The sequence below is a fragment of the Micromonospora sp. NPDC092111 genome (assembly GCF_044755745.1).
Lineage (GTDB): Bacteria > Actinomycetota > Actinomycetes > Mycobacteriales > Micromonosporaceae > Micromonospora.
In genome coordinates this window covers 258,103-284,542 of the sequence record NZ_JBIVRQ010000006.1, presented here as the reverse complement: position 1 = coordinate 284,542, position 26,440 = coordinate 258,103, and the positions used below count along the sequence as shown (strand labels likewise).

Below are 26,440 nucleotides of genomic sequence, written 5' to 3'. Positions count from 1 at the left end.
GCTGGTGGGTGTGGGAGCGGCGTCAGCCGCCCGGGTTCTCCATCCGCCCGGCGACGACCGCCTCGGCGATGGTCGCCGTCTCGGCCTCGGTGAGCCGGTGGGTGCCCTCGGCGGTCGCCGTCATCACCACCGGGTAGATCCGGCGGGTCAGGTCCGGCCCGCCGGTGGCCGTGTCGTCGTCGGCGGCGTCGTACAGCGCCTCGACGGCGAGACGGGTCGCGTCGTCGACGGAGATGCCGGTGCGGAACCGCTTCTTCAGGGCCGACTTGGCGAAGAGCGAACCGGAGCCGATCGCGTCGTAGCCGGTCTCCTCGTACGGGCCGCCGGTGACGTCGAAGCTGAAGATCCGCCCGGCCCGGGCCGGGTCCTTGGCGGCCAGGTCGAAGCCGGCGAAGAGCGGAACGACCGCGAGCCCCTGCATGGCCGCGCCGAGGTTGCCGCGGATCATCGAGGCGAGCCGGTTGGCCTTGCCGTCGAGGGAGAGCATCGCGCCCTCGATCTTCTCGTAGTGCTCCAGCTCCACCTGGAACAGTCGCATCAGCTCGATGCCGATGCCCGCCGTGCCGGCGATGCCGACCAGCGAGTACGCGTCGGCCGGGTGCACCTTCTCGATGTCGCGCTGGGCGATCAGGTTGCCCATGGTGGCCCGCCGGTCGCCCGCCATCACCACGCCGCCGGCGGCCGAGATCGCCACGATGGTGGTGGCGTGCGGCGCCAGGTCGGCGGCCATGCCCGGCGGCAGCGGCCGCCGACCGGGCAGCATCTCGGGGGCCACCCGGCTCAGGAACGAGGTGAAGGAGGACGTCCCCGCGTTGGTGAACACATCTGGTAGACGCCCGGATGGATCAAAGCCCGCTGCCACGTGGTTCCTCTCAGGTACGTGATCGCCCTGGCCAGCCTCGCGGGACTGTCACGGAACTGGCCAAGACCACCGTTGCAGTTGAAGCAGAGTATCCCGCGCACCCACCCGGTGCGATGATCGTGGTCCACATGTTCCCGATCGGGATCGTCAGGCCCAGGTGGACTGCCGCTCCGGCCGGAAGCGACGCCGGGCTGGCAGCGCGGAGCCGGCGCGGGTGGCCTCACCGTCGCGACCACGCCCGCCCGTCGTCGCGGACCAGCCCACCGAGCATGCCCGATGGACCCGGTATGCCCTATTCTCCGCCTTTTTGTACGTAACCCCTGACAAACTCCTCGGCGTTCTCCTCCAGCACGGAGTCGATCTCGTCGAGGAGGTCGTCGACGTCCTCGGTGATCTCGGCGTGCCGCTCCGCCACCTCGGGGTTGGCCTCGGTGGTGACGTCGTCGATCTCCTCGGCCTGGTGCGACTTGCCCGACTGGGTCTGGCCGCCCTCTTGTGAAGCCATCTCGCTGCCTCCTCCACGATCGTCTGCGATGAACTTACCTCGCCTGAGCGACGAAAAGCCCGTCGCGCGCCGGCATCCGGCACGCGACGGGCCACCGTCGTGGACGGGTCAGCCGCCGGTGAGGGTCTCCAGCAGATCCTTGGCGGTGTCGCACCGGTCGAACAGCGCCCCGACGTGCTTGCGGGTGCCCCGCTCCGGCTCCATCATCGGCACCCGGACCAGCGACTCGCGGCCCACGTCGAAGATCACCGAGTCCCAGCTCGCCGCGACCACCTCGGAGGCGTACTGGGCCAGGCAGCGACCCCGGAAGTAGGCCCGGGTGTCCTCCGGCGGCTCGGTCATCGCCCGACGGGTCTGCTCGTCGTCCAGCAGCGTCTTCATCGAGCCCCGGGTGACCAGCCGGTGGTAGAGCCCCTTCTCCGGCCGTACGTCGGAGTACTGGAGGTCGACCAGTTGGAGCTTGTGCGACCCCCAGCCCAGCTTCTCCCGCTCCCGGTAACCCTCCAGCAGCCGCAGCTTGGCCACCCAGTCCAACTCGTCGGCGCAGAGGAACGCGTCCCGGCCGAGCCGGTCCAGCACGCTCTCCCAACGGTCCAGCACGTCCAGGGTCTGCGCGTCGGCATCGGTGCCGTAGCGGTCCTCCACGAAGGACTGCACCCGCTCGAAGTAGGCCCACTGGACGTCCAGGGCGGTCAACCGGCGACCGTCGCGCAGCCGCATCCGATGCGTCAGCGACGGATCGTGGCTGACCGCGCGCAGCTCGTTGACCGGGTCGGCGATGCCCAGGTCGGCGCCGAGCGCCTTCTCCTCGATCATGGTGAGGATCAACGCGGTGGTGCCCACCTTGAGGTAGGTGGAGATCTCCGACAGGTTGGCGTCGCCGATGATGACGTGCAACCGGCGGTACTTGTCCGCGTCGGCGTGCGGCTCGTCCCGGGTGTTGATGATCGGCCGCTTCAGGGTGGTCTCCAGGCCGACCTCGACCTCGAAGAAGTCTGCCCGCTGCGAGATCTGGAAGCCGCTCTGCCCGCCGTCCTGGCCGATGCCGACCCGGCCGGCACCGCAGACGATCTGCCGGGTGACGAAGAACGGCGTCAGGTACGCCACGATGTCGGCGAACGGGGTCTGCCGCCGCATCAGGTAGTTCTCGTGGGCACCGTAGCTGGCACCCTTGTTGTCGGTGTTGTTCTTGTAGAGGTGGATCGGGTGGGTGCCCGGGATGGTGGCCGCCCGGCGGGCCGCCTCGGCCATCACCCGCTCCCCCGCCTTGTCCCAGCGCACCACGTCGAGCGGGTTGGTCACCTCGGGGGTGGAGTATTCCGGGTGCGCGTGGTCGACGTAGAGCCGGGCGCCGTTGGTGAGTATCACGTTGGCCAGCCCGAGGTCCTCGTCGGCGAGCGCCTCGGCCGGGTCGTAGGCGGCCCCGGAGTAGGTGAATCCCCGGGCGTCGCGCAGCGGCGACTCCTCCTCGTAGTCCCATCGGGCCCGCCCGCCACGGTTGAGTTCCGGACGCGCACCGTACGCGTTGACCACCTGGGACGAGGTGACCATCGGGTTGGCTCCGGCCTGGCCGGGCACCGAGATCCCGTACTCGATCTCGGTGCCCATGATCCGTCTAACGCTCATCGACCTACCCGCTCCGCTCGCCTCACCCGGTCCGCCGTCACGTCGAGCGTAGTCCGCCTCACCGGGGAAGTGGGCACGCCGGCTCAGCCGGCTCCGGTGTCGCCGGCGCGGTGCCGGGCGGCGGCGGCTCGTCGGAGACGGCCACCTCGCACTCGGGGACGGCCAGCGGCACCCAGCTCAGCCGGTGGCGCAGGGCGGGCTCCTGGCGGAGCATCCGCTGGACCCGACGCTCACCCTTCGGGTCGGAGGTGATGAAGCGGATCGGGCCGGCCACCCGCCGCACGATCAGTTCGGTGCGGTCGGGTTCGAGGAACGGCAGCGCGTAGATGCCCGGATCGGTCGCGGCGGTGGTGCCGTGCAGCGCGGACAGGCACAGCGAGATCCCGTACGACCGGTACGGGCCACGGTCGATGACCAGGGTGGTGGTGCCCGGCACCTCCGGGTAACGCTGCTGGGCGTCGGCGCACACCCAGGCCACTCTGGACGGCAGGGCGAGGTCCTGGTGGACCCAGCGCTGCGCCCAGGTCTGCTCGTCGACCACGAGCAGCCCACGGTGCCAGCCGGTGACCCCGCAGAGCGCGACGGCGACGGTCATCGTGAGCGTCCCGGCGAGAACCGCGGCGACGGTGCTGCCGACCCCACGGACGGTCAGCGCCGGCCGGGGCACCGGTAGCAGCCGGACCACCCCGGCGGTGCCGACGACGAGCAGCGCGGTGGCCAGGTGGGTCGCCTTGACGAAGTAGTAGCCGGGCGGCACCCCGGCGTCGGTGTTGAGCTGGGCGATGGTCAGCGGCAGGGCCGCGCCGACGACGCAGACCAGCAGCCAGCGCCGCCAGGCCGGATCGGCGCGGGCGACCTGGACCAGCAGGGCCACCCCGACGATGCCGCCGAGCCAGATCAGGGCGCGCCACCCCTCGACGGCCTGGGACGAGCCGATGACCAGCGCCTCGGTCTGCCCGGCCCGCAGCACGCCGAGCAGCGGGGCCACCAGGGCGAGCGCCCCGGCGAGCAGCCCCACGGACAGCACGGTGAACCAGCGGCGCAGCGCCTCCCGCCAGTGGGTGACCACCCAGCAGAGGACCAGGACGGCGGCGGGCGGGAGGAAGAGGTAGTAGGTGAACCCGACGGCGGCGAGGAGCGCGCAGAGCAGCACGACCTGTTCCCGGGTGCCGGGGACCGGCCGGGCGACCAGGGCGGCGAGCAGCACGGTCAGGGCCAGCCCGAGGACCTCGGTGGGGTAGCCGGAGTAGAGCAGGCGGGGCAGTTGGGTACCGAGCACCAGCGCGCCGACGACCACGGTGAGCACGGTGCGGTGCAGCAGGTGGATCGGGCCGGAGACCCGCTGGGCGGCCCAGACCATGGCCAGAGTGAGCAGCCCGAAGCCGGCGATGGTCCAGCCGGCGTAGTGGGCGACGAGGTCCGCGCCCCGGGACGCCCCGCCGGTGGGGACGAGGAAGCCGTCGAGCAGCGCGGTGATCAGGTGCCAGCCCTGCGGGTAGTAGACGAGTTGGGCGGTGATCTGCTCCCGGGCGGCGGCCGGATCGACGAAGGTGTAGCCGCCGAGGCGTCCCATGACGTCGAACAGGGCGAGGTGACGCCAGTTGTCCTCACCCAGGCCGAGGATGGTCAGCCGGTCGGCGAGATCGGTGGCGCGCAGCCAGGGTTGCCGCAGGTAGGCCACCATCGCCGCGGCGCCGGCGAGGGGGAACAGGTCGGCCCAGCCGGGGCGGGGCAGCCGGGGTCGGCGGCGCAGCGCGGCGGCGACGAGGACGAGCAGGGTGAGGGCGACGCCGGTGACCGGCACCGGCCGCATCCCCCAGGGCCAGACCGGGAAGAGCAGGCCGGCGACGGCGGCCAGGCCGAGGAGCAGGCCGAGGGCGAGCATCAGCCGGTCGAGCAGGGTACGGCCGCCGCGCAGCACGCTGGCGGTGGCGACCAGCACGACCGGGGGAAGCAGCCAGTCCCGGTGCAGGGCGTGCGCGGCGAGCGGCACGGCCCACGCCGCGACGAGCGCCACCAGCAGGACCGGGATCCACCGCCAGTGGCGCCGCACGGGGTTCGTCGGGGTGCTGGGGGGCGGCTGCTGCGCCACCGGGGACACCGGTGGCTCGACGACGGTCAACTCGGGCGGCACGCAGATCCTCGGGAAGGTTGACGACGCGGTGGGGGAAGTCTAGCGACGAGTCCGGCATTCCGCCCGCCGGACGCACCGGCGTCCGGTTAACAATGGGTGACATGGACGACGGGGCCCGTGGCGCGTCGCGCCACGGGCCCCGTCGCGGGGTGTTCGTCGGTCAGAGGTACTGGCCGGTGTTGCTGGCGGTCTCGATGGACCGGCCGGCCTCCGCGCCCTTGCCGCCGGAGACGAGCGTACGGATGTAGACGATCCGCTCGCCCTTCTTGCCGGAGATCCGGGCCCAGTCGTCCGGGTTGGTGGTGTTGGGCAGGTCCTCGTTCTCCCGGAACTCGTCGACGCAGGCGTCGAGCAGGTGCTGTAGCCGCAGCCCCTTGCGCCCGGAGGTGAGGAACTCCTTGATCGCCATCTTCTTGCCCCGGTCGACGATGTTCTGGATCATCGCGCCGGAGTTGAAGTCCTTGAAGTAGAGGACTTCCTTGTCACCGTTGGCGTAGGTCACCTCGAGGAAGCGGTTCTCCTCGGTCTCGGAGTACATCCGCAGCACGACCGCGTCGATCATTGCCGCCACGGTGGCCTGAGGGTCGCCGCCGTGCTCGGTCAGGTCGTCCGGGTGCAGGGGCAGCCCGGCGAGGATGTACTTGGAGAAGATGTCCTTGGCCGCCTCGGCGTCCGGCCGCTCGATCTTGATCTTCACGTCGAGCCGGCCGGGTCGCAGGATGGCCGGGTCGATCATGTCCTCCCGGTTGGAGGCGCCGATCACGATGACGTTCTCCAGCCCCTCCACACCGTCGATCTCGCTGAGCAACTGCGGGACGATGGTGTTCTCCACGTCCGAGGAGACGCCGGAGCCACGGGTCCGGAAGATCGAGTCCATCTCGTCGAAGAACACGATGACCGGAGTGCCCTCGCCGGCCTTCTCCCGGGCCCGCTGGAAGATCAGCCGGATGTGCCGCTCGGTCTCGCCGACGTACTTGTTGAGCAGCTCCGGACCCTTGATGTTGAGAAAGAAGCTGGTGTGCCGATCCTTGCCCAGCCGCTCGGCGATCTTCTTGGCCAGCGAGTTCGCCACCGCCTTGGCGATGAGCGTCTTGCCGCAGCCCGGCGGGCCGTAGAGCAGGATGCCCTTCGGCGGTCGGAGCTGGTGCTCCCGGAACAGGTCGGCGTGCAGGAAGGGCAGCTCCACCGCGTCGCGGATCTGCTCGATCTGCGACTGGAGGCCACCGATGTCGGAGTAGTCGACGTCGGGCACCTCCTCCAGCACCAGCTCCTCGACCTCGCTCTTCGGGATCCGCTCGTAGGCGTACGCCGAGCGGGGCTCGATCATGAGCGAGTCGCCGGCCCGGATCGGCGTACCGATCAGGGTGTCGGCCAGGTGCACGATCCGCTCCTCGTCGGAGTGCGAGACCACCAGCGCCCGGTCACCCGGTGCGCCCTCGGGACCCGCGAGGATCTCCTTGAGCATCACGACCTCGCCGACCCGCTCGTAGCCGAACGCGTCGACGATGTTGAGCGCGTCGTTGAGCAGGACCTCCTGGCCACGCCGCAGCTCCGCGGCGTCCAGCGAGGGTGAGACGGCGACCCGGAGCTTGCGTCCGCCGGTGAAGATGTCCACCGTGCCGTCGTCGTGCCGCGCGAGGAAGACGCCGTAGCCGGACGGCGGCTGTGCCAGCCGGTCGATCTCCTCCTTGAGCGTCACGATCTGCGCGCGAGCCTCCTTGAGGGTGCTCACGAGCCGGTCGTTGTTCTCGGTGAGCCGCGCCAACTGTGCCTGGGTGGCCGCCAGCCGCTCTTCGAGCTGCCGGACGTGTCGGGGGCTTTCGGTCAACTTGCGCCGCACCAGAGCGAGTTCCTCCTGAAGGAACGCGACCTGCGTGGAGAGATCGTGGGCCTCCTTCTCCCACCGTGCGGCGCGCGAGTCCGCGTCGTCGCTGCGTGCCACGTCCCACCTCCCCGGGGGCTTGAACGTTCTGCCCTAACACTAGCCGCTATGAGGCCGATTCGGTCCCACGCAACGCCCTCGTCACCGAACCTTGATCGCCAAGGGACGCCCGAGGGGCAGGTCCGGGCGTTCGGGTACCGTCGGGGGGTGGGACGGGAGAACATGGGGGGTGCACCGGTGGCCGAGGTCGCGACCGACCAGCTACAGGTCTGGGTGGACCAGGATCTCTGCACGGGCGACGGGCTGTGCGTGCAGTACGCGCCGGAGGTGTTCGAGTTCGACGTCGACGGCCTGGCGTACGTCAAGGGCGCCGACGGCGAGCTGCGGCTCACCCCGGGCAGCCGGGTCGACGTACCGGAGCACCTGCGCCTGGAGGTGATCGACTCCGCGAAGGAGTGTCCGGGCGATTGCATCCACGTGGTGCGCGGCAGCGACGGCGTCGAGGTCGCCGGCCCGGAGGCCGAGGACGACTGACCGCCGGCGACGGCGGCCCGGGCCGCGGACGACGCCTGTCGTCCGCGGCCCGTTCACCTACCGGCCGGACCCGGGTCCGGCCTCGGGCCGCGCCACCGCCGGTCCGGACCGCAGCCCGCCTCCGGGCTACGGTCCGTCTCCGGGCTACAGCAGCGGACGGCCGACCACCGACGCCACCAGCCGGGCGAACTCCTCCAGCCGGGCGATCTGACCGGCCCCGCCGTCGTCGAGGGTCTTGCCGAACCGCAGCGCGTCGTGCCGGGGCGCACCGACCGCCTCGTCGCCGGGCGGCGCCTCGTCCAGCGAGGTGAGCAGCAGGTACACGTCGATGCTGTCGACCCGCACCGCGCCGTCGTCGGCCCGGGTCAGCCGGCGCCGGCAACCGACCTCGGTGACCGTGGAGACCGGCACCACCCGCAGCGACGACGTCATCGACCCGGGCGGGCCCTCCCCGGGCGGCACGTCCTCACCGTGCCAGAGCACCAGCCGGCTGCCGTCGCAGACGACGACCTCCTGCCAGACCCCGTTGACCTCGTTGACGAAGCGTTCCAGGGTGAAGCCGAGCACCGAGGCGCCGCGCAGCACCCCGCCCAGCGCCTCCAGGGCGATGTCCGGGTCGCGCAGGTAGGCCCGCGCGGCCGACTCGAGGTCCTGGTACGGCGACCAGTCCGGGAACACGGCCGGCAGTTCGCCACCGCCGAAACCCGGCCGACTCATGCCCGCTCCCCCAGGTCGCGCCGCCGGCCCGCACCGGCCGGCGGGATCCGCCCGTTCACTCCCAGCCGCCCCGATCCGCCGTCACGGCCGGTCCACCTCGTCGGCCCCGGCGGCCTGTTCGGCCGCGGCCTGGCGGGCCGCCGCCGCCTCCCGCAGCGCCTGCTTGCGCTCGGCGTACGCCTCGGCGCCCTTGCTGGGCTTGCGGCGCCGGGGCGGCGCGGTGACGCCCGGAGCGAGCTTACGCGCGGAGACCAGGAACGCGGTGTGCGCGATCATCCGGTGGTCCGGGCGGACCGCGAGCCCCTCGGCGTGCCAGTCGCGGACCAGCGACTCCCAGGCCCGCGGCTCGGTCCAGCCGCCCCGTTCGCGCAGCGCCTCGACCAGCTCGGAGAGCTGCGGGGTGGTCGCCACGTAGCCGATGAACACGCCGCCGGGCAGCAGTGCCCGCTCGACCATGTCGAGGGTCTCCCACGGGGTCAGCATGTCCAGGATGATCCGGTCGAAGCCCGTCTCCGGGCAGTCGGCGACGTCGCCGACGTGCAGCCGCCAGGCCGGGTGCGGGGCGCCGAAGAACGCCTCCACGTTGCGCCGGGCGATCTGCGCGAAGTCGTCGCGCATCTCGTAGGAGTGCAGCTCACCGCCGGTGCCCACGGCGCGCAGCAGCGAGCAGCTCAGCGCCCCGGAGCCGGCGCCGGCCTCCAGCACCTTCGCGCCGGGGAAGACGTCGCCCATCGCCACGATCTGCGCGGCGTCCTTGGGGTAGATCACCTGGGCGCCGCGCGGCATGGACAGCACGTAGTCCGACAGCAGTGGGCGCAGCGCCAGGAAGGCCGTCCCGCCGCCGGAGGTGGTGACCACGCTGCCGTCGGGCTGCCCGATCAGCGCGTCGTGCTCCAGGATGCCCCGGTGGGTGTGGAACGCCTTGCCGGGCTCCAGGACCACCGTGTGCATCCGCCCCTTGGGGTCGGTCAGCTGCACCCGGTCACCGGGGCGGAACGGCCCCCGGTGCACCGGAGGAAGCTCCGGGATGGCGGCGGGCACCGGGGTGCCGTTCTGGGCCGAGGGGGCGGGGGGATGTGCTGCGGTCACCTGTTCATCTTCCGTGTGGGTTCGAGGACCTGCGCGAGATCCGCGATGTGCAGAACGCCGACGACATCTTCGCCTGACGTCACCACGTACCGTGCGCCCGGGTGGGTCTGGACGGCCGCCATCACCCGCTCACCGTCGAGACCGACCGGCAGGGTGGGCAGGCCGGCCAGCGGCCGGGCCGCCGCGTCCACCGCCAGCCAGGGCCGACGGGCCACCGGTACGGCGTCCGCCGCCGCCGGGTCCACCAGGGCGACCGGCCGGCCGGCGCCGTCGACCACGGCGAGCACGGCCCCCGGCGGGCCCTGCTCGGCCGCCCGGCGCTGCGCCTCGGCCAGCGGCATCCCGGTGGGTACGGCGAAGACCGGGCGGGCCAGCCGGGCCAGGTCGATCAGCGGGACCCGGCGGCTGATCCGGGCGTACCGGATCGCCTGGCCGGCCCCCCGCCACAGGGTGAACGCGACCAGCAGCATCAGCGGCAGCGCCAGCGGCACCAGGATCCGCTCGACGGTGAGCAGGACGACCAGCGCGGCGGTGCCCACCGCGACGGCCCGCCCGACCCAGCCGGCGACCTCGGTGGCCCGGTGCCGGTCCCGGGTGATCCCCCACACCACGGCGCGCAGCGCCCGGCCGCCGTCCAACGGCAGTCCGGGCAGCACGTTGAAGACCGCGACGATGACGTTGCTGAGCGCCAGTTGCAGCGCGAGCTGGTGGGCCAGGGTGTGCTCGGGCAGGGCCAGCGTGACGGTGACGGCGAGCGCGCCGAGCACCGCCGAGACCGCCGGCCCGGCCAGCGAGACCAGCAGGTCCACCCGGGGGGTGGGGGCGTCGCGGTCCATCTCCGTGTAGCCGCCGAGCAGTTCCAGGGTGATCCCGCGCACACCGATGCCGTACCGGCGGGCGGTCAGCGCGTGGCCCAGCTCGTGCAGCAGCACCGAGCCCAGCAGCGACACCACGAAGCCGAGGCCGATCAGGTAGCCGCCGAGCGGGGACAGGCCGAGCTGCTGCCGGGCGAACTCGGCGTAGGTGACGGTCACCAGCAGGGTCAGCAGCAGCATCGAGACGTTCAGGTGCAGCGGCACCCCGAACACCCGGCCGACGGTGAGGCCGGTACGCCGGGCGGGCCGGCGCGGTGCGCGGGGACGGGACTCCATCGCCCCGATGCTACGCGGTGCGCGATCATGCTCCGGTGCGCCGAGCGCGGCCCTGTCACACCGGTGTCCTAACCTTCGGGGCATGACGGCGGAACCGGTGATCGATAAGCAGCACACTCCGGCGGCGGCGCTGCCCGCCACGGTCCGGGCGTCGCTGTCACCGTCCCGGGCCGCCGACTTCAAGACCTGCCCGCTGCTCTACCGGTTCCGCAGCATCGACCGGCTGCCCGAGCGGACCACCGTCGAGCAGGCCCGGGGCACCCTGGTCCACGCCGTGCTGGAGCGGCTGTTCGACCTGCCCGCGACCGACCGCACCCCCGACGCGGCCGGTGACCTGGTGGCTCCGCAGTGGGACCGGCTGGTCACCGAGCAGCCGGAGCTGGCCGACCTGTTCGACGCCGGCGACGAGGCGGGCAGCGCCGAGTTCCTCCGCTCGGCCACGGCACTGCTGGCGGGCTACTTCGCGGTGGAGGACCCGCGCCGGTTGGAGCCCGCCGAGCGGGAGAGCCTGATCTCGGCGGTGGTCGACGACGAGCTGCTCATCCGGGGCTACCTCGACCGGCTCGACGTGGCACCCGACGGCGCGCTGCGGGTGGTCGACTACAAGACCGGCGGGGCGCCTCGGGAGGCGTTCGAGGCGCGGGCCCTGTTCCAGCTCAAGTTCTACGCGCTGGTGCTGTGGCGCACCCGGGGCGTGGTGCCCCGGGTGCTGCGCCTGCTCTACCTCCGGGACGCCGAGGTCTGCGACTACTCCCCCGACGCCGAGGAGCTGCTGCGGTTCGAGCGCACCGTGGTGGCGCTGTGGCAGGCCATCGAGCAGGCCACCGAGCGGCAGGATTTCCGCCCCCGGCCGAGCCGGCTCTGCGACTGGTGCAGCCACCAGGCGCACTGCCCGACCTTCGGTGGCACCCCACCGCCGTTCCCGCCGCGGTCGGCGACGGCCGACCCGTTGCGCGACGCCCGGTCCCGGCCGGCGGCCCCGGGCGCGGACGAGTAGCCGGCCGGGGCTGGCCGGGCACCACGGTTCGGGGGTCAGGCCCACCGTGGTCGGCGGGGTCCATCCGGGGAGGTGGGCTCGCGGCGCGGTGGATCCGCGCCGGTCGGGCCCGGCCGGGTGGAGCGGGCCTCATCCCCGAGGAGGAGAGCAGGTTCACCGCCGGCGACGACGGGCCGGCTCGCCGGGCGGATAGCGTCGCGGTATGACCGATGGACCCGAGCGTTGGTGGTCGCGGCGGCCGCTGGCCCGGGACGCGCTCTTCGCCGCCGCGCTGGTGGCGCTGGAGGTCGTCTTCACCCTGCTCGCCCCGCGCGAGTTCTGGCCCGGGCAGTTACCGGCCGCGCTGGGCTGGAGCGTGCTCTGCGCCGCGCCGGTGGCGCTGCGCCGGGTCGCCCCGTGGCCGGCGGTGGGCGGCGCGCTGGCCACCCTCGCCGTCCCGGCGCTGCTCGGGCACGCCCCGACCACCCAGAGCCTGGCCTTCGTGGTGCTCACCTACACGATGGCCGCCGACCGGCACGTACGCCAGGCGGTCGCCGCCACCGTGCTGCTCTGGGTGCCGGTGGCCGCGGTCAACGTCCTCACCCCGCTGGACACCGGTCTCGACGTCGGCCCGGCGTACCTGGTGCTCAACAACCTGCTCACCGCGCTGTTGGCGTACGCGGTGGGCCGTGCGGTACGGGCCCGGCGCACGTCGCTGCGGGCGCTGCGGGAGCGGGCCCGGGTGGCGGAGGCGAACCAGCGGTCGCTGGCCGAGCAGGCGGTGGCCGACGAGCGCCGGCGGATCGCCCGCGAGCTGCACGACGTGGTCGCCCACCACGTCAGTGTGATGGGGGTGCTGGCCACCGGGGCGCGCCGGGTGCTGCGCCGGGACCTCGACGCCGCCGACGAGGCGATCGCCACCATCGAGGACACCAGCCGGGTCACCCTGCGGGAGATGCGTCGCCTGCTCGACGTGCTGCGTACCGACGCGGAGCCGGCCGCCGATCTCACCCCGCAGCCCGGCCTGGCCGGCATCGGGGCGCTCGTCGATCAGGTCCGCGAGGCGGGGCTGCCGGTCACCCTGGAGGTCGACGGCGTCGTCCCGGCGGTGGAGGAGGGCGTCTCGCTGACGGTGTACCGGATCGTGCAGGAGGCGCTGACCAACGCCCTCAAGCACGCCGGGACGGCCACCGCGGTGGTCCGGCTGGGCGTCGAGGGCGGCGCGCTGACGGTGGAGGTCACCGACACCGGGCGCGGCCCCGGCCCGCAACCCGACCGGATCGGGCACGGTCTGGTCGGGATGCGGGAACGGGTCGGGCTCTACGGTGGGATCCTGCGCACCGGGCCACGCCCCGGCGGCGGCTTCCGGGTGCACGCGAGGATCCCGGTCGAACCGGTCGGGGCGGTCCCGGCGTGACGGAGCGGGCAGAACGGGGAGCGCGGATGGGCGAATCGACGGGGCGGCCGGTACGGATCCTGCTCGCCGACGACCAGCCGTTGCTGCGCACCGGCTTCCGGATGGTGCTGGGCACCGAGGACGACCTGGACATCGTGGCCGAGGCCGGGGACGGCCAGGAGGCGGTGGAGCTGTCCCGCCGGCTGCTGCCCGACGTGGTGCTGATGGACATCCGGATGCCCCGGATGGACGGGGTGGCCGCCACCCGGGCGATCGTCGACGCCCGGCTGCCGGTGCGGGTGCTCATCCTCACCACCTTCGACCTCGACGAGTACGTGGTGGGCGCGTTGCGCGCCGGGGCCAGCGGCTTCCTGGCCAAGGACGTGCCGGCGGAGGACCTGGTGACCGCCATCCGCACGGTCGCCGCCGGGGAGGCGGTGGTCGCGCCCCGCATCCTCAAACGGCTGCTGGACCGGTTCGCCACCGTGCTGCCCGATCCGGCGGCCAGCCCGCCGAAGGCGTTGGGCACGCTGACCGAGCGGGAGCGGGAGGTCCTCGTCCAGGTGGCCCGGGGGCTGTCGAACGCGGAGATCGCCGCAGCACTGTCGGTGAGCGAGACCACCATCAAGACGCACGTCGGGCACGTGCTGACCAAGCTGGGGCTACGCGACCGGGTGCAGGCGGTGGTGCTGGCGTACGAGTCGGGGCTGGTCCGCCCCAAGGCGTAGCGGGACGGGTCCGGGTCCGCCTCGGGGCGTACCCGGGGTGACGCCGGCAGGACGACGACGGCGTTGTCGCGCTCACCTACCGTGACGAAAGGCGGCACGGCGCGGTTGACCGTGACGTGGCGTCAGGTCCTACGGTCGACGCCGCCGCCGGTGGAGACGGGCGGCGAACGGGTGCGGACGTCGCTGACTCAGGGGCAACCCTGAGCCGGACTCCGGGCCGACCCGCAGCGGGAAATCCGCGACGGGTCAACCCGGAGTCGGACGGATCGGCGCCGGCCGGCACCGAGGATGGTTTCAGCCCCACCGACCAGCGGGGGCGGTGGGGACAGACACAGCCAGACGGAAGAGGTAGATGACGTGACCGCGACGGTAGGCCAGCATGGGCAGGCCGCGGCCCGGGCGAACGACGTGTGGAAGGTGTACGGCAGCGGCGAGGCCCAGGTCGCCGCGCTGCGCGGGGTCAGCGCCGAGTTCGAGCGGGGCCGGTTCACCGCGATCATGGGTCCGTCGGGCTCGGGCAAGTCGACGCTGATGCACTGCCTGGCCGGGTTGGACTCGGTCAGCAAGGGGACGGTGCAGATCGGCGACACGATGGTGACCGGGCTCGGCGACGCGGGCCTGACGAAGCTGCGCCGGGACAAGGTGGGCTTCATCTTCCAGCAGTTCAACCTGCTGCCCACGCTCACCGCGCAGGAGAACATCCTGCTGCCGATGTCGATCGCCGGACGCAGGCCCGACCCGGCCTGGTACGACACGGTGATCGACACGGTGGGCCTGCGGGACCGGCTGGGGCACCGGCCCGCCCAGCTCTCCGGCGGCCAGCAGCAGCGGGTCGCCTGCGCCAGGGCGTTGGTCGCCCGCCCCGAGGTGATCTTCGCTGACGAGCCGACCGGGAACCTGGATTCCCGGTCCGGCGCGGAGGTGCTGAACTTCCTGCGCAACTCGGTCCGCGAGCACGGGCAGACCATCGTGATGGTCACCCACGACCCGACCGCCGCCGCGTACGCCGACCGGGTCGTCTTCCTCGCCGACGGGCAGATCGTCTCCGAGCTGATCGAGCCGACCGCCGACACGGTGCTGGACACCATGAAGAAGCTGGACGCTCCCATCGAGGTGGCGCGCTGATGTTCCGCGCCACTCTCAAGAGCCTGCTGGCGCGTAAGTTGCGCCTGCTGCTGTCCGGCCTGGCCGTGGTGCTGGGCGTCATGTTCGTCTCCGGGGCGTTCGTGCTCACCGACACCCTCGGCCGGTCGTTCGACGCGGTCTTCGCCGACGCGTACGAGGGCATCGACGTCAACGTCGCCGCCAAGCCGAAGGTCGCGCTCAGCGAGACCCAGGGCGAGCAGGTGCCGGCGGCGGTGCCGGCCGCGACACTGGAGCAGGTCCGGGCGGTCACCGGGGTGGCCGAGGCCACCGGGGTGGTGGCGGCCGACGGGGCCCGGCTGATCGGCAGCAACGGCAAGGTGGTCACCTCGTTCGGGCCGCCCCAACTCGGTGAGAACTGGGTGGGCGAGAGCGACCTGGTGAAGCTGCGTGAGGGTCGTGAGCCGCGGGCGGCCGACGAGATCGTGGTCAACGCGGCGCTGGCGCAGGCGGCGAAGGTGAAGGTCGGCGACCGGGTCGGCGTGCTGACCCTGGAACCGAAGAAGGAGTTCACCCTGGTCGGGATCTTCGGTTACAGCGGTGACCGGGATTCGGTCGGCGGGGTCAACGAGGTCGCCTTCACCACGCCGGTGGCGCAGCAGCTCATGCTCGGCGAGCGGGACGTCTTCAACAGCATCACCGTCAAGGCCGCCGACGGGGTCAGCGACACCAGCCTGCGCGACGAGGTCGCCCGGGCGCTCGGCGGTGACTACGAGGTCAAGACCGGCGCGCAGGTGTCCGCCGACGCCTCGGCCGGCCTGAAGGAGGGGCTGTCCTTCTTCAACAAGATCCTGCTCGGTTTCGCCGCGGTGGCGCTGCTGGTGGGCACCTTCCTGATCCTCAACACCTTCTCGATCATCGTGGCCCAGCGGACCCGGGAACTGGCCCTGATGCGGGCGATCGGGGCGAGCGGGAAGCAGGTCATCGGCTCGGTGGTGCTGGAGGCGGTGGCGGTCGGCCTGATCGCCTCGGTGCTGGGGCTGGCCGCCGGCATCGGGGTGGGCGCCCTGCTGGCGTACCTGTTCGGCACGCTGGCCGGTGGACTGTCGCTGGCCGGGGTGGGGGTGCCCGCGTCGGCGGTGATCGGTTCGTTCGCGGTCGGCCTGGTGATCACGGTGGTGGCGGCGCTGTTGCCGGCGCTACGGGCGTCCCGCATCCCGCCGATCGCGGCGATGCAGGACGTGGCCACCCCGGACCGGCCGTTGACGAAGGTGACGGTGGCCGGGGGTGTGGTCACCGCGATCGGCGGCGTGCTGCTCTTCCTAGGGCTCAGCGGCAACGCCGGGGGCAGCACGCTGGCCACCATCCTCGGCGGGGTGCTCTTCGCCTTCATCGGGGTGGCGCTGCTGACCCCGCTGATCAGCCGGCCGGTGGTGTCCCTGCTCGGGGCGGTCTTCGCCTGGTCGGTGCCGGGCAAGCTGGGCCGGCTCAACTCCGGCCGCAACCCGCGCCGCACGGCGATCACCGCGGCGGCGCTGATGGTCGGCATCGCCCTGGTGACCGGGGTGACGGTGATCCTGGACTCGGCCAAGGGCAGCATCAGCGCGCTGGCCCGGGACACCATCAAGGCCGAGCTGGTGATCTCGGGTGCCCAGAGTGGCCCGCGCCCGCCGAGCTTCGACCCGGCGGTGCTGGAGAAGGCCGCGGCCCTGCCCGGCGTGCAGTTGGTCGACGGCGAGTACGGCGACATGGCCACGGTCAACGGCCAGAACACCTGGGTGTCCGCGTCGAGTGACGTCACCGCGCTGGAGCGGATCTTCGGGGCGAAGGCCACCGCCGGTGACATCAGCCGGCTCGGCCCGGACCAGATGCTGTTCAGCTCCGACAGCGCGACGTCCCGCAACGTGTCGGTGGGTTCGCAGGTGACCGTGCAGCTCTCCCGGGGCGAGGCCCGCACCTACACGGTCAGCGGCATCTACGAGAGTTCCCAGCTCACCAATCCGGTGGTGCTGCCGGCGCAGGCGGCGAAGAGCTTCGCCATTCCGCAGCCCATCCAGGGCTTCGTCCAGCTCGCTCCGGGCACCCGGGCCGCCGACGTGCAGCCGCAGGTGGAGGCGCTGCTCGCCGACAGCCCCGAGGTGTCGGTCGCCGACCGGGACGCGTTCATCGCGCAGCAGACCAGCTCCCTGGACGGCCTGCTCACGATGATCCAGATCCTGTTGGCGCTGGCCATCGTGATCGCGGTGCTCGGCATCATCAACACGCTGGCCCTGTCGGTGCTGGAGCGGACCCGCGAGCTGGGCCTGCTGCGGGCGATCGGGCTGCGCCGGGCGCAGACCATGCGCATGATCACCGTGGAGGCGGTGGTGATCTCGATCTTCGGTGCGCTGCTCGGGATCGCGGTCGGTGTCGGTCTCGGCGCGGCGGTGGTCGAGGCGCTCAAGGACGAGGGCATCACCGACCTGATCCTGCCCTGGGGTCAGATGGTGGTGTTCCTGGTGCTGGCCGCGATCATCGGGGTGGTCGCCGCGGTGCTGCCCGCGGTGCGGGCGGCGCGGATCAACGTGCTGGGCGCCATCGCCCACGACTGAGCTGCGGCGAAGTCGTCGAGGGGGTCCCGCCGGCCGGCGGGACCCCCTCGACGTGTCCCGCTCAGGCCGGCGGTTCGCCGAGCAGCGCCGCCAGCAGCGCCAGGTCCGCCGAGATCAGGCTCGCCAACTGGTGTACGCCGTCGGTGGGCGGCAGCGGCACCTCCGCCGGCACCGCCAGCACCGCCGCCCCGGCGGCGAGCGCGCTGGCCACCCCGGTCGGGGAGTCCTCGATCGCCACGCACCGGCCGATCGGCACGTCCAGCAGCCGGGCCGCGGTCAAGTACGGCTCGGGGTGCGGTTTGGCGGAGTCCACCTCGTCGCCGCAGACCACGGCGTCGAAGCTGTCCCGGCCCAGGGTGTCCAGGGCCACCTCGACCAGCGGCCGGCCGCTGGAGGTGACCAGCGCGGTGGGGATGCCGGCCGCGCGGACCGCCCGGAGCAGGGCCAGCGCGCCCGGCCGCCACCGCAGCCCGGTGCGGAACAGCTCCAGGATCCGGTTGTTGATCCACTCCGCGCTGGACCGCGGGTCCCGCCCGGGTTGCCCCAGGTCGTCGTGGAGGATACGCATCGACGCGGCCATGCTGGTGCCGATCATCGCGCGGCGCGCCGGGTCGGAGAGCGTGCCGCCGTACTCGGCGGCCAGCTCCTGCAGCGCGACGTCCCAGAGTTTCTCGCTGTCGACCAGGGTGCCGTCCATGTCGAAGAGCACGGCGGCGGGGTGTGGGCTGCTCAGCGGATCCTCCGGGCGGTCGACAGGAATGGTCTCGGGGCGATCCTGCCAGCCCGCCGTCGCCCGCCCGGCGGCGTACCGCCGGGACGTGACCAGTTCCTCAGCGGAGGTCGCAGGCGTCCACGGATTTCTCGTAGCCCCGGAAGAACGAGTCGGTGCGCTGCTCGGCGGTGCCGTGCGAGCCCTCGGCGAACCACGGCTGGTCCGGGTCGTCGCCGACGGCCAGCAGCCCCTCCCGGAACTCGTCGAGGTCACCGGCGTCGAGCTTCAGGGTCCCGTCGCGGACCGAGTCACCGAGGTACGCCCCGGCCATGCAGTCGGCCTGCAACTCCTGCTGGATGGTGAAGTCGGCGCGGATGCCGAGGCGTACCTGGACGCCGTGCGCGTACTCGTGGCCGAGCAGGTAGAACACGAACGCGTCACCGACCTGCCGGAACGCCGCCACCGACCAGTTGACGTCGTAGGCGATGAAGTCGCCCTGCGAGCAGTAGACCGCGTTGTTGCGCGGCAGCGCCTGACCGCCGCAGGAGACCTCCCCTTCCCGCTGGTAGGGCAGGATCCGGCGGATCGGCTGGAACTGCTGCCCGGACGCCTGGAACTCGGCGGTCCAGTAGCGCTCGGCGATGTCGACGGCGTCGTTGATGTCGCTCGTGAACTCCGCCACGCTGGTGGTGCCGTCGGCGCGGGTCGTCTGCGCCTCGGGCGACGTGGCCGGCCGGGACCGCTGCGGGGCCGGTTCCGCCGGCTCCCGCGCGCCGTCGTCCCCCACCCCGCCGGCCGCGCAGCCGACGGCCACCAGCAGCGCGGCCAGCGCGGCGAACAGCGGCCCGTGCGAGCGACGTCCCCAGCGTGCCGTCACCGTTGCCTCCCCAGGCGTTCCAGCCGATGCGGTCGGCAGTACCCGACCGTGGAACGATCATGCCCGGCCGGAGGCCCACTGACCATGGGCGGCCCGGATCCACCCGGCCGGCCGGGCGGACACCGTCATTGCTGGACCTGGCCCCGGTGGACGACCGTGCCCTGGCTGGCGTGCCGCGCCCGCTCGGACCGCTGCTGGTCCACCAGGGCGGACTGCCCGGCCGCCCGCTCCTCGCTGGCAGCGGTCCGCGCCCGGTCACGCCAGGCGACCCAACCGAACGAGCCCACCGTCACCAGGACGGCCACCCCGAGCACCACCCACATCGTCGTCATCACACCAGGGTAGGTCACCGATACGAGGCCGACCATCCCGTCGCTGTACGGGACGGGCCTTCGCCGCGCGTTCGCGCCCCGGGCGCAGCAGTGCGCCGGGGGCGACCGCTCGACGTTCCGCGCTACCGCGGCCGTCGGCCGGGTGCCGGGGTAGCGCGGAACGGGCGGGTGCTCAGCGACCCTTGTACGCCTCGACGACCGACACCGGGATCCGGCCACGCTCGGAGACCTCGTAGCCGTTCTTGGCGGCCCACGCGCGGATCTCACTGCTCTGCTTCCGATTGTCGGCCGTGGACCCGGACCGTGTCTGGCCGCGGGTGACGCGCCCACCGTCCGGCACGCCCCGACCGATCCGCCGGCCCGCGCTGAGATAGGGATCCAGCGCCTTCCGGAGTGCCCCGGCGTTCGCATCGGACAGGTCGATGGTGTACGCCACACCGTCCAGGCTGAACTCGATGGTCCGGTCCGCCGTCCCACCGTCGAGGTCGTCAGTCAGTACGGTGAAGACTTTCCTTGCCATATAGCTACTCCTCAACGGAAAAAGACCACGAGTCAAACCAGCAGAGCGTAACAACATGGCAGGCCAGTAGTGGAATATGGTAGCCATTGAGCTGGTGGAACTACAGGCTACCCATAATGGCCGGTGACTCTCGGCAACATCTCGTTACTAACTGAAGACATTGACCCGATCCGACACCGCGCCGGATCCACCGTGGTCGTCATGGCAGCGGGGCCGATCCGCCCGCCGATCGTCGAGAGGGCCGGTGACACCGACCCGGATCACACCCCCAGTTGCGCGGCGGCGAGCGCGGTGCCCTCGACGCGGGCCCGCACCTTGGCCCAGGCGGTCTCCCGCGAGGTCGACACGTCGTCGCCGAACGGCGCGAATCCGCAGTCGTCGCAGGTGCCGAGCCGTTCCGGCGCGAGGTGCTCGGCGGCGCGCAGCACCCGGTCACGCACCTGCTGCGGGGTCTCCACCACGGGGTCGATCGGGTCGGTCACCCCGACGAAGATCCGCTGCTCCGGGCGCGCGTGTTCGGCGATCGTCCGCAACACCCGCTCCGGGTCGGGCTCGCTCGCGAGCTGCACGTAGAACACCCCGGCGTGCAGCGCGAACAGGCTGGGCAGCAGCTCCGCGTAGTCGACGTCGGCGCTGTGCGTCGAGTCCTGGTCGCCACCGGGGCAGGTGTGTACGCCGATGCGGGCCTGTTCGGCGGGGCTGAACCGGTCCAGGACCCGGTTGTTGAGCGACACGAACGACTCCAGGATCCCTTTGGACGGGTCCAGCTTCACCGACAGCCGGGCCTCGGTGAAGTCGATCTGCACCAGGTGGGCGCCCGCGTCGAGCGATCCACGGATGTCCGCCTCGGCCTCGTCGACCAGGTCGTCGAGGAACGCCGCCTGGTCGTACCCCGGGATGCCGCCCGGCGGGTAGAGCAGGCTCATCGCGGACGGCGCGATCACCGCCTGCTTGACCGGCACGCTCGCGTGCCGCTGCGCGGACCGCAGGTACTCCGCCGATCGGGTGGCGTAACGGAACGGCCCGCCGGTCAGGCGGGGCAACTGCCGGGTGTGTCCGTCGGCGAACGGGATGACGACGCCGTCCGGCGCCAGGTGGTCGAGGCCGTCGATCGGGTACGTGGCGAAGCTGGGCTTGCGCTGCTCGCCGTCGGTGACCACGGGCGAGCCGAGCTTCTCGAAGCGGGTGACGGTGTCCTGCACCGCCCGGTCGTAGAGCACGTCCAGCGCCACCCGGTCCAGCCGCCCTGCGGCATGGTCGGCGAGGCCGGCGAGGAGCTCCGGTGAACGAGGCATGCTGCCGATCGGTTCAGTAGGAAGACTCATGCACCAGAAAGATAGACAGGCGTACAAGTCAATGCAATGGCCGTCCCGGTCCGCTTCCGCCGCCGACGGGGCCGGCTCACACCTGTCCGGCGTAGAAGCCGTACCGGGCCAGCGGCTCGGCGATGTTGCGTTCCTCGTACGAGAGGTGGGACAGCAGGGTGTCGGTGAGCACGTCCACCGCCTGTTGGAGCCCGGTGTGGTCCCCCGGCTCGCGGATCAGCGCGACCAGGGCCCGGTCGACCCCCTCCACGACGTCGTGGATGACCAGGTGCTCCTGCTCCAGCCGGTCGAGCACCGGGCCGAGCCCCGGATCGGCGCGGCGCAGGTGCGGGAAGACGGAGTTATCCTCCAGCCCGTGGTGCTGGGTCACCACCGCGCAGTACGCGGCGCAGTACGCCCCGAGCGTCCAGTCGTTCTGCCGCATGGTCATCCGGTTGAGCACACCCCGGGCGTCCCCGGCCGAGACCACCCCACGGCGGACCTGGTCCAGCAGGTCGCGGACCTGGGTCAACTCCTGCCGTAGGTGGTCGTGCACGTCGACGAGGTGCCCGCCGACGGCCTGCCCGTGCGGGGTGTAGACGTGCCCGGCCGGGGCGGGCGGCGCGACCGGGCGGGTCGACTCGTCCCAGAGCTGGTGGTTGCTGCGGCGTACCCCGGGGTCGGGGGTCGGGGTGACGGCGAGCGTGCTGGCACCGCCGGCCCGGATCGCCTCCCGCCGCGCCGTGGCGGACGTGGTGCCGGTACCCGGCGCGGCGCGCTCGACGTCGACCAGTTCGCGCACCGCGGGCGCGACCTCCTGGGCGAACAGTTGGATCGCGGTCGAGTCGTCGGCACCCAGGATGAACGCGGAGATGCCGTGCTCCAGGACCAGGCCGGCGAGTTCCTGCACCCACTGCTCGGGCGGGCCGTCCAGGAAGCCGGACCGGGTGCGGGTGAAGCGTCCGGAGATGTTGAGCAGCCGCCGGACCGCGCCCGGGTCCCGCCCGGCCGCCGCCGCGCCCTCGTCGACGAGGGCGTTGAGGTCGGCCAGCTCCGCCGGCCCGTTCGGCAGGTACGCCAGGGACGGCAGCCAGCCGTCCGCCGCCCGGCCGACCAGCCGCAACAGCCGCGGCTTGTACGCGCCGACCCAGATCCCCACCGGGTGGGCCGGGGCGGGCCCGCGTTTCGCGCCGACCACCCGGTAGTGCTCGCCGTCGACCCGGACCCCGCCCCGCCGGTCGGTGGCCCACACCTCCCGGATGATCCGGATCGCCTCGTCCAGCGCGTCCACCGCCTGGCCGGGGGTGCGCCGCCGGCCACCGTTGGCCTCGATGGCCTCCCAGAACGCGCCCGCGCCGAGGCCGAGTTCGACCCGGCCGCCGCTGAGCAGGTCCAGGCTGGCGACGCTGCGGGCCAGCACCACCGGCTGCCGCAGTGGCAGGTTCAGCACGTTCCCGGCGAGCCGGATCCGGCTGGTCGCCGCCGCCAGGTACGACATCAGCGTCCAGGTGTCGAGGAAGCCCGACTGGTAGGGGTGGTCCTGGAAGGTGACCAGGTCGAGGCCGACCTGCTCGCAGAGCTTCGCGCGGGCGACCACCTGCTCCGGCTCCCCGGCGTCCGGGGTGAGGAAGCCACCGAAGATGAGCTGGTGTCCGTAGTCGGTCATGACGCTGCCGCCACCTGTCCCCTCGTACCGTCCGGCTCGCCCGTCGTGGCACTGCCCGCCGGTGCGGTCGCGGCGCGCGGTGCGGGGCGACCCGTGTCACGGTAGCGCCCGCCGGCGGTTCGTCCGACGGAAGCGGGTAGGGCGGTGACCGACGGCGCGACCGCGCCGGCCGGACCGGGGCCGGCACCAGGTCCGACGGCGCGACCGGGCCGGCCGGACCGGGGTCGGCACCAGGTGGACGGGTGGCGACGGACGGTGGCCGGGTCGGCCGGCGACGAGGCCGACCGACCCGACCGGACCTACCGTCAGCCGCGCCGCCACTTCTGGTTGGCGCCGCCGTGGCACTCCCAGAGCAGCAGCCGCGCGCCGTCCGCGCTGTTCCAGTCCTGCACGTCGACGCACTTGTTGGCCTGCGGGTTGACCAGGTCGCCGGCGCCGCTGAGCACGAACTGCTGGGCGGGGTTGCCGCTGCAGTTGGCGAGCTGGATCACCGCGCCGTTCGCGGTCGACCCCCAGGCCACGTCCATGCACAGGCCGAGCGCCCGGACGGTGCCGTCGCCGGCGAAGGTCCACCGCTGGGCGTTGGTGCCGTTGCAGGTCCACAGTTGCAGGTACTGGCCGTCGGTGGCGTTGGAGTTGGGGACGTCGATGCACTTGCCGGCGTACCCGATGATCTGGCTGGCGCCGCCACCCCCGGTGGTGGTGAGGGCGAGCCCGTACGCGCCGAGGATCTCGTTCACCGGCTGGTAGACGGTGGTGCCGCCGGAGTTGCAGTCGCCGCCGGCACCGGAGGTGACGCCCTGGGCCTGGTTGCCGGAGATGAACGAGCCGCCGGAGTCACCGGGCTGCGCGCACGCGCTGCTGGCGACCAGCCCGTAGACCAGGGAGCCGGAGTAGTTGACCGTGACGTCCCGGGCGGTGATCGTGCCGCAGCGCCAGCCGGTGGTCCGGCCGGAGCGGCAGACCGAACTGCCGACCGCCGCCTCCGCGGAGCCGGCCACGCTGGTCGTGCCGCCGTTGTAGGTGTTCACCGTCGGCGTGGCCACCCAGGAGGAGTTGACCTGCACCCAGGCGTAGTCGTTGCCCGGGAAGGACGAGCCCCGGAAGGTGCCCTGCGCGACGCCGCTGCCGCTGGTGCTGCTACCCACGCCGCCGCAGTGTCCGGCGGTGACGAAGCCACCGGCGACCGCGAACCCGACCGAGCACAGCACGCTGTTGTTGATGACGTACTGGTCGCCGCCCCGGACGTCGTACACCGGGCGGTACGGCTGCGCGCTGGGCACGGTGCGCACCGCGTCGGCGGTGGCGCCGGTGGTACGGACGAACGCGCGGGCCGTCGCGGTGTCGGCGGCCCGGACCACCACGCTGTTGCTCGCCGGATCCACGTACCAGGAGTGCACGGTCGCCCCGGCGCGGCCGGCCCGGCGGTCGAGGGCGGCCTTGGTCCGGTCCAGGTCGGCCTGGCTCCAGCGGACCACCTGCGGCTGGGCGCCGGCGCTGCGGACCCGGGCGGCGCGGGCGGCGGTGGTCACCCCGACCACCAGGGTGGTGCCGTCCGCGGCGATCCAGGACCCGCCGTAGGCCGTGCCCAACTCGGCGCGTAGTCGCCGTTCGATCGACGGCGCGCCCGCCTCGACGGTCGACCGTTGCCGGATCTGGTCGTCGGTCAGGCCGAGGTCGCGGCGCAGGGCGGCCCGCTGGCCGGCCGGGAGGTCGGCTGACGGGTCGGCGGCGGCCGACGACACCGGGCCGGGCGCCGGGGCGGCCGACGCGCGGTCGGCGGGCGCCGAGGCCAGCGCGGTGACGAGCGTCGCGACCCCCAGGACAACACCCAGTTCGCGGATCATAGTGCACCCTCCAGGGTGGATTGACTCGGGCGCGAGAGCGCTCTCAAGCAACAATCCTTACTAATCGACTGACGGATGTCAATATCCGCAAGCCGCCGGGAGCCGGGCCACCCGCGACGCCATCAACCAGCACGTATTGACACCCATCGAGCTGGCAAGGATTCTGAGAGAGCGCTCTCAGCGACGCGTGTTCCGGCGACCGGCCACCACCGTCAGTGCCTCCCCGGAGCGGAGCGCGCGCCTGTCCACACCCCGAAGCGGAGGAGTCGTCCGTGTCCACCAAGAGAAGGTTCTTCCACGCCCTCGCGGCGTTCATGTTGGCGGCGACGGCCGTCGCGGCGGCACCGCCACCGGCCCAGGCCGTCGGGCCCAACCTGCTGCCGTTCACGGTCACCAACAACACCGGCCGGGGCGACGCCGTCTACCTGTACGTGCTCGGCGTCAACCTGAGCACCGGCCGGCTCGGCTACGTCAACTCCGCCGGCGCCTTCACCCCCTGGGGCGCCGGATCACTGCCGCCCGCCCCGGCGCCGGACGTCTCCATCGCCGGCCCCCGCAACGGCGCCAGCACCACCATCCAGCTTCCCCGGGGACTCTCCGGCCGGGTCTACATGTCCCTCGGGGAGAAGCTGAAGTTCTTCCTGGCGCCCGGCGGCCTCGTGCAGCCCGCCCCCTGGGCCGCGGGCGACCCCAACCAGAACATCCTGTTCGACTGGAGCGAGTTCACCTACAACGACGCGGGACTGTGGCTCAACAGCTCGCAGGTGGACATGTTCGCGGTGCCGCACGCGGTCACCGTGACGGGTGCCAACGGCGCCACCAAGAAGACCGGCGAACTGCTCTCCAACGGCCGGGACAACGTGATCAACCAGATCCGGGCCCAGGCCGGCTGGGCGAACACCGTACGCACCCGCGCCGACGGCACGGTGCTGCGGGTGCTGGCCCCGGGCAAGGCCGCGGACGCCGGGCTGTTCAGCACCACCTACCTGGACCCGTACATCACCAGCGCGTGGGCGGCCTACGCCGGCAAGACGTTGACCGTGGTGCCGTTCACCGACCAACCGAACACCAGGTACCTCGGGCGCACCGCCGGCAACGTGATGACCTTCACCAACACCTCCGGCCAGCAGGTCGCCTCCTTCAACAAGCCCTCCAGCGCGAACGTGTGGGGCTGCGACGGCAACCTGGCCGCCCCGAACGACCAGGTCGTCGGGCCGATCGCCCGGACGCTCTGCGCGGCGCTGCACCGTGGCACGCTCGGCACCATCGACACCCAGCCCGGCGGCGGGCCGGCGGACTTCTACCGGGGCACGATCACCAACCACTACTCGCGGATCATCCACGCCAACATGGCCGACGGTAAGGCGTACGGCTTCGCCTTCGACGACGTGCAGGCGCAGGAGTCGCTGGTGCACGACGGCGACCCCCGCGCCGCAGGCATCACGCTCACCCCGTTCGGCGCGGGCGGGCCCTCGAACCCGCCGGGCACCACCAGCGCCGTCGTCAGCAACTGGCACAACAAGTGCATCGACGTGCCGAACTGGAACTTCAACGACGGCCAGCGCCTGATCGTGTGGAACTGCACCGGCGGCACCAACCAGGCGTGGACCTTCGTCGACGGCACCCTGCGTATTCAGAACAACAAGTGCATGGACGTGGCCTGGGGCTCGACCGCGAACGGCGCGGCCATCCAGATCGCGACCTGCAGCGGCAACCCGGCCCAGCAGTTCGTGCTCAACGGCGCGGGAGACCTGGTCAACCCGCAGGCCAACAAGTGCGTGGACATCGCCGACTGGAATCCGAACAACGACGCCGTGCTCCAGCTCTGGGACTGCAACGGCGGCGCGAACCAGAAGTGGCGGCGCGGCTGACCCACCGCGCCCTCGTGCGCACCGCACCCCGCGCGGG

General features: G+C 72.4%; 23 protein-coding genes. 7 read left to right on the top strand and 16 right to left on the bottom strand.

Features of this window, described 5'->3' with window-relative positions:
* Nucleotides 1–22 precede the first annotated feature (22 nt).
* The 6 genes from prcB to arc all read right to left on the bottom strand — a co-directional run bounded on the left by prcB (nt 23) and on the right by arc (nt 7,069).
* Nucleotides 23–862, bottom strand: a complete 840-nt coding sequence (prcB, locus tag ACIQG9_RS15465; protein WP_400402281.1) for a proteasome subunit beta — start codon at nt 860–862, stop codon at nt 23–25.
* On the bottom strand, nt 781–963 hold the full coding sequence (locus ACIQG9_RS15460; protein WP_400402468.1) for an endonuclease domain-containing protein: 183 nt from the start codon (nt 961–963) through the stop codon (nt 781–783). Before ACIQG9_RS15460 ends, prcB begins: the two co-directional genes overlap by 82 nt.
* A 191-nt stretch (nt 964–1,154) precedes the next feature.
* Nucleotides 1,155–1,367 (bottom strand): ubiquitin-like protein Pup, encoded by a 213-nt coding sequence (locus tag ACIQG9_RS15455; RefSeq protein ID WP_328346538.1) that lies wholly within the window; start codon nt 1,365–1,367, stop codon nt 1,155–1,157.
* A 108-nt stretch (nt 1,368–1,475) separates the two neighbouring features.
* The gene (dop, locus tag ACIQG9_RS15450; protein WP_400402278.1) at nt 1,476–2,993 is read right to left on the bottom strand and encodes a depupylase/deamidase Dop; all 1,518 of its coding nucleotides are present in this window, start codon (nt 2,991–2,993) and stop codon (nt 1,476–1,478) included.
* A gap of 58 nt (nt 2,994–3,051) precedes the next feature.
* Nucleotides 3,052–5,127 (bottom strand): hypothetical protein, encoded by a 2,076-nt coding sequence (locus ACIQG9_RS15445; RefSeq protein ID WP_400402275.1) that lies wholly within the window; start codon nt 5,125–5,127, stop codon nt 3,052–3,054.
* 160 nt (nt 5,128–5,287) lie between these two features.
* Entirely contained in the window at nt 5,288–7,069 is a 1,782-nt protein-coding gene (gene arc / locus ACIQG9_RS15440; RefSeq protein WP_400402272.1) for a proteasome ATPase, read from the bottom strand.
* A gap of 177 nt (nt 7,070–7,246) precedes the next feature.
* Between arc and ACIQG9_RS15435 the strand changes: the two genes are divergently transcribed.
* Entirely contained in the window at nt 7,247–7,543 is a 297-nt protein-coding gene (locus tag ACIQG9_RS15435; RefSeq protein WP_400402269.1) for a ferredoxin, read from the top strand.
* 144 nt (nt 7,544–7,687) lie between these two features.
* Here the strand turns inward: ACIQG9_RS15435 and ACIQG9_RS15430 are convergent, their stop codons facing one another.
* The 3 genes from ACIQG9_RS15430 to ACIQG9_RS15420 all read right to left on the bottom strand — a co-directional run bounded on the left by ACIQG9_RS15430 (nt 7,688) and on the right by ACIQG9_RS15420 (nt 10,500).
* Nucleotides 7,688–8,260 carry a hypothetical protein gene (locus ACIQG9_RS15430; RefSeq protein ID WP_400402267.1) on the bottom strand — a complete coding sequence of 191 codons (573 nt, stop codon included), beginning with the start codon at nt 8,258–8,260 and terminating at the stop codon, nt 7,688–7,690.
* 81 nt (nt 8,261–8,341) lie between these two features.
* Complete coding sequence (locus ACIQG9_RS15425; RefSeq protein ID WP_400402465.1) at nt 8,342–9,301, bottom strand: tRNA (adenine-N1)-methyltransferase; 960 nt, start codon at nt 9,299–9,301, stop codon at nt 8,342–8,344.
* 44 nt (nt 9,302–9,345) lie between these two features.
* Complete coding sequence (locus ACIQG9_RS15420; RefSeq protein ID WP_400402265.1) at nt 9,346–10,500, bottom strand: M50 family metallopeptidase; 1,155 nt, start codon at nt 10,498–10,500, stop codon at nt 9,346–9,348.
* Nucleotides 10,501–10,582: 82 nt separating this feature from the next.
* Between ACIQG9_RS15420 and ACIQG9_RS15415 the strand changes: the two genes are divergently transcribed.
* From ACIQG9_RS15415 to ACIQG9_RS15395, 5 genes are all read left to right on the top strand, one after another.
* A complete protein-coding gene (locus ACIQG9_RS15415; protein WP_400402262.1) occupies nt 10,583–11,497 on the top strand; it encodes a RecB family exonuclease in 915 nt (304 codons plus the stop codon).
* A gap of 202 nt (nt 11,498–11,699) precedes the next feature.
* Nucleotides 11,700–12,893 carry a sensor histidine kinase gene (locus ACIQG9_RS15410; protein WP_400402259.1) on the top strand — a complete coding sequence of 398 codons (1,194 nt, stop codon included), beginning with the start codon at nt 11,700–11,702 and terminating at the stop codon, nt 12,891–12,893.
* Between the two features lie 26 nt (nt 12,894–12,919).
* Nucleotides 12,920–13,600 carry a response regulator gene (locus ACIQG9_RS15405; protein ID WP_400402257.1) on the top strand — a complete coding sequence of 227 codons (681 nt, stop codon included), beginning with the start codon at nt 12,920–12,922 and terminating at the stop codon, nt 13,598–13,600.
* A gap of 357 nt (nt 13,601–13,957) precedes the next feature.
* Nucleotides 13,958–14,725 carry an ABC transporter ATP-binding protein gene (locus ACIQG9_RS15400; RefSeq protein ID WP_400402254.1) on the top strand — a complete coding sequence of 256 codons (768 nt, stop codon included), beginning with the start codon at nt 13,958–13,960 and terminating at the stop codon, nt 14,723–14,725.
* Nucleotides 14,725–17,274, top strand: coding sequence for an ABC transporter permease (locus tag ACIQG9_RS15395; protein WP_400402251.1), 2,550 nt, complete (start codon nt 14,725–14,727; stop codon nt 17,272–17,274). Before ACIQG9_RS15400 ends, ACIQG9_RS15395 begins: the two co-directional genes overlap by 1 nt.
* A 61-nt stretch (nt 17,275–17,335) precedes the next feature.
* Here the strand turns inward: ACIQG9_RS15395 and ACIQG9_RS15390 are convergent, their stop codons facing one another.
* The 7 genes from ACIQG9_RS15390 to ACIQG9_RS15360 form a co-directional block, all read right to left on the bottom strand.
* On the bottom strand, nt 17,336–17,983 hold the full coding sequence (locus ACIQG9_RS15390) for an HAD family hydrolase (RefSeq protein WP_400402248.1): 648 nt from the start codon (nt 17,981–17,983) through the stop codon (nt 17,336–17,338).
* Between the two features lie 121 nt (nt 17,984–18,104).
* On the bottom strand, nt 18,105–18,863 hold the full coding sequence (locus tag ACIQG9_RS15385; protein ID WP_400402246.1) for a neutral zinc metallopeptidase: 759 nt from the start codon (nt 18,861–18,863) through the stop codon (nt 18,105–18,107).
* Nucleotides 18,864–18,988: 125 nt separating this feature from the next.
* Nucleotides 18,989–19,195 (bottom strand): hypothetical protein, encoded by a 207-nt coding sequence (locus ACIQG9_RS15380; RefSeq protein WP_400402244.1) that lies wholly within the window; start codon nt 19,193–19,195, stop codon nt 18,989–18,991.
* Between the two features lie 172 nt (nt 19,196–19,367).
* Complete coding sequence (locus ACIQG9_RS15375; RefSeq protein WP_400402241.1) at nt 19,368–19,715, bottom strand: Lsr2 family protein; 348 nt, start codon at nt 19,713–19,715, stop codon at nt 19,368–19,370.
* Between the two features lie 260 nt (nt 19,716–19,975).
* Entirely contained in the window at nt 19,976–21,040 is a 1,065-nt protein-coding gene (locus ACIQG9_RS15370) for a cobalamin-independent methionine synthase II family protein (protein WP_400402238.1), read from the bottom strand.
* Nucleotides 21,041–21,116: 76 nt separating this feature from the next.
* Nucleotides 21,117–22,685 carry an LLM class flavin-dependent oxidoreductase gene (locus ACIQG9_RS15365; protein WP_400402236.1) on the bottom strand — a complete coding sequence of 523 codons (1,569 nt, stop codon included), beginning with the start codon at nt 22,683–22,685 and terminating at the stop codon, nt 21,117–21,119.
* Between the two features lie 305 nt (nt 22,686–22,990).
* The gene (locus tag ACIQG9_RS15360; protein ID WP_400402234.1) at nt 22,991–24,532 is read right to left on the bottom strand and encodes a ricin-type beta-trefoil lectin domain protein; all 1,542 of its coding nucleotides are present in this window, start codon (nt 24,530–24,532) and stop codon (nt 22,991–22,993) included.
* Between the two features lie 272 nt (nt 24,533–24,804).
* Between ACIQG9_RS15360 and ACIQG9_RS15355 the strand changes: the two genes are divergently transcribed.
* Complete coding sequence (locus ACIQG9_RS15355; protein WP_400402231.1) at nt 24,805–26,403, top strand: beta-1,3-glucanase family protein; 1,599 nt, start codon at nt 24,805–24,807, stop codon at nt 26,401–26,403.
* Nucleotides 26,404–26,440: the final 37 nt, after the last annotated feature.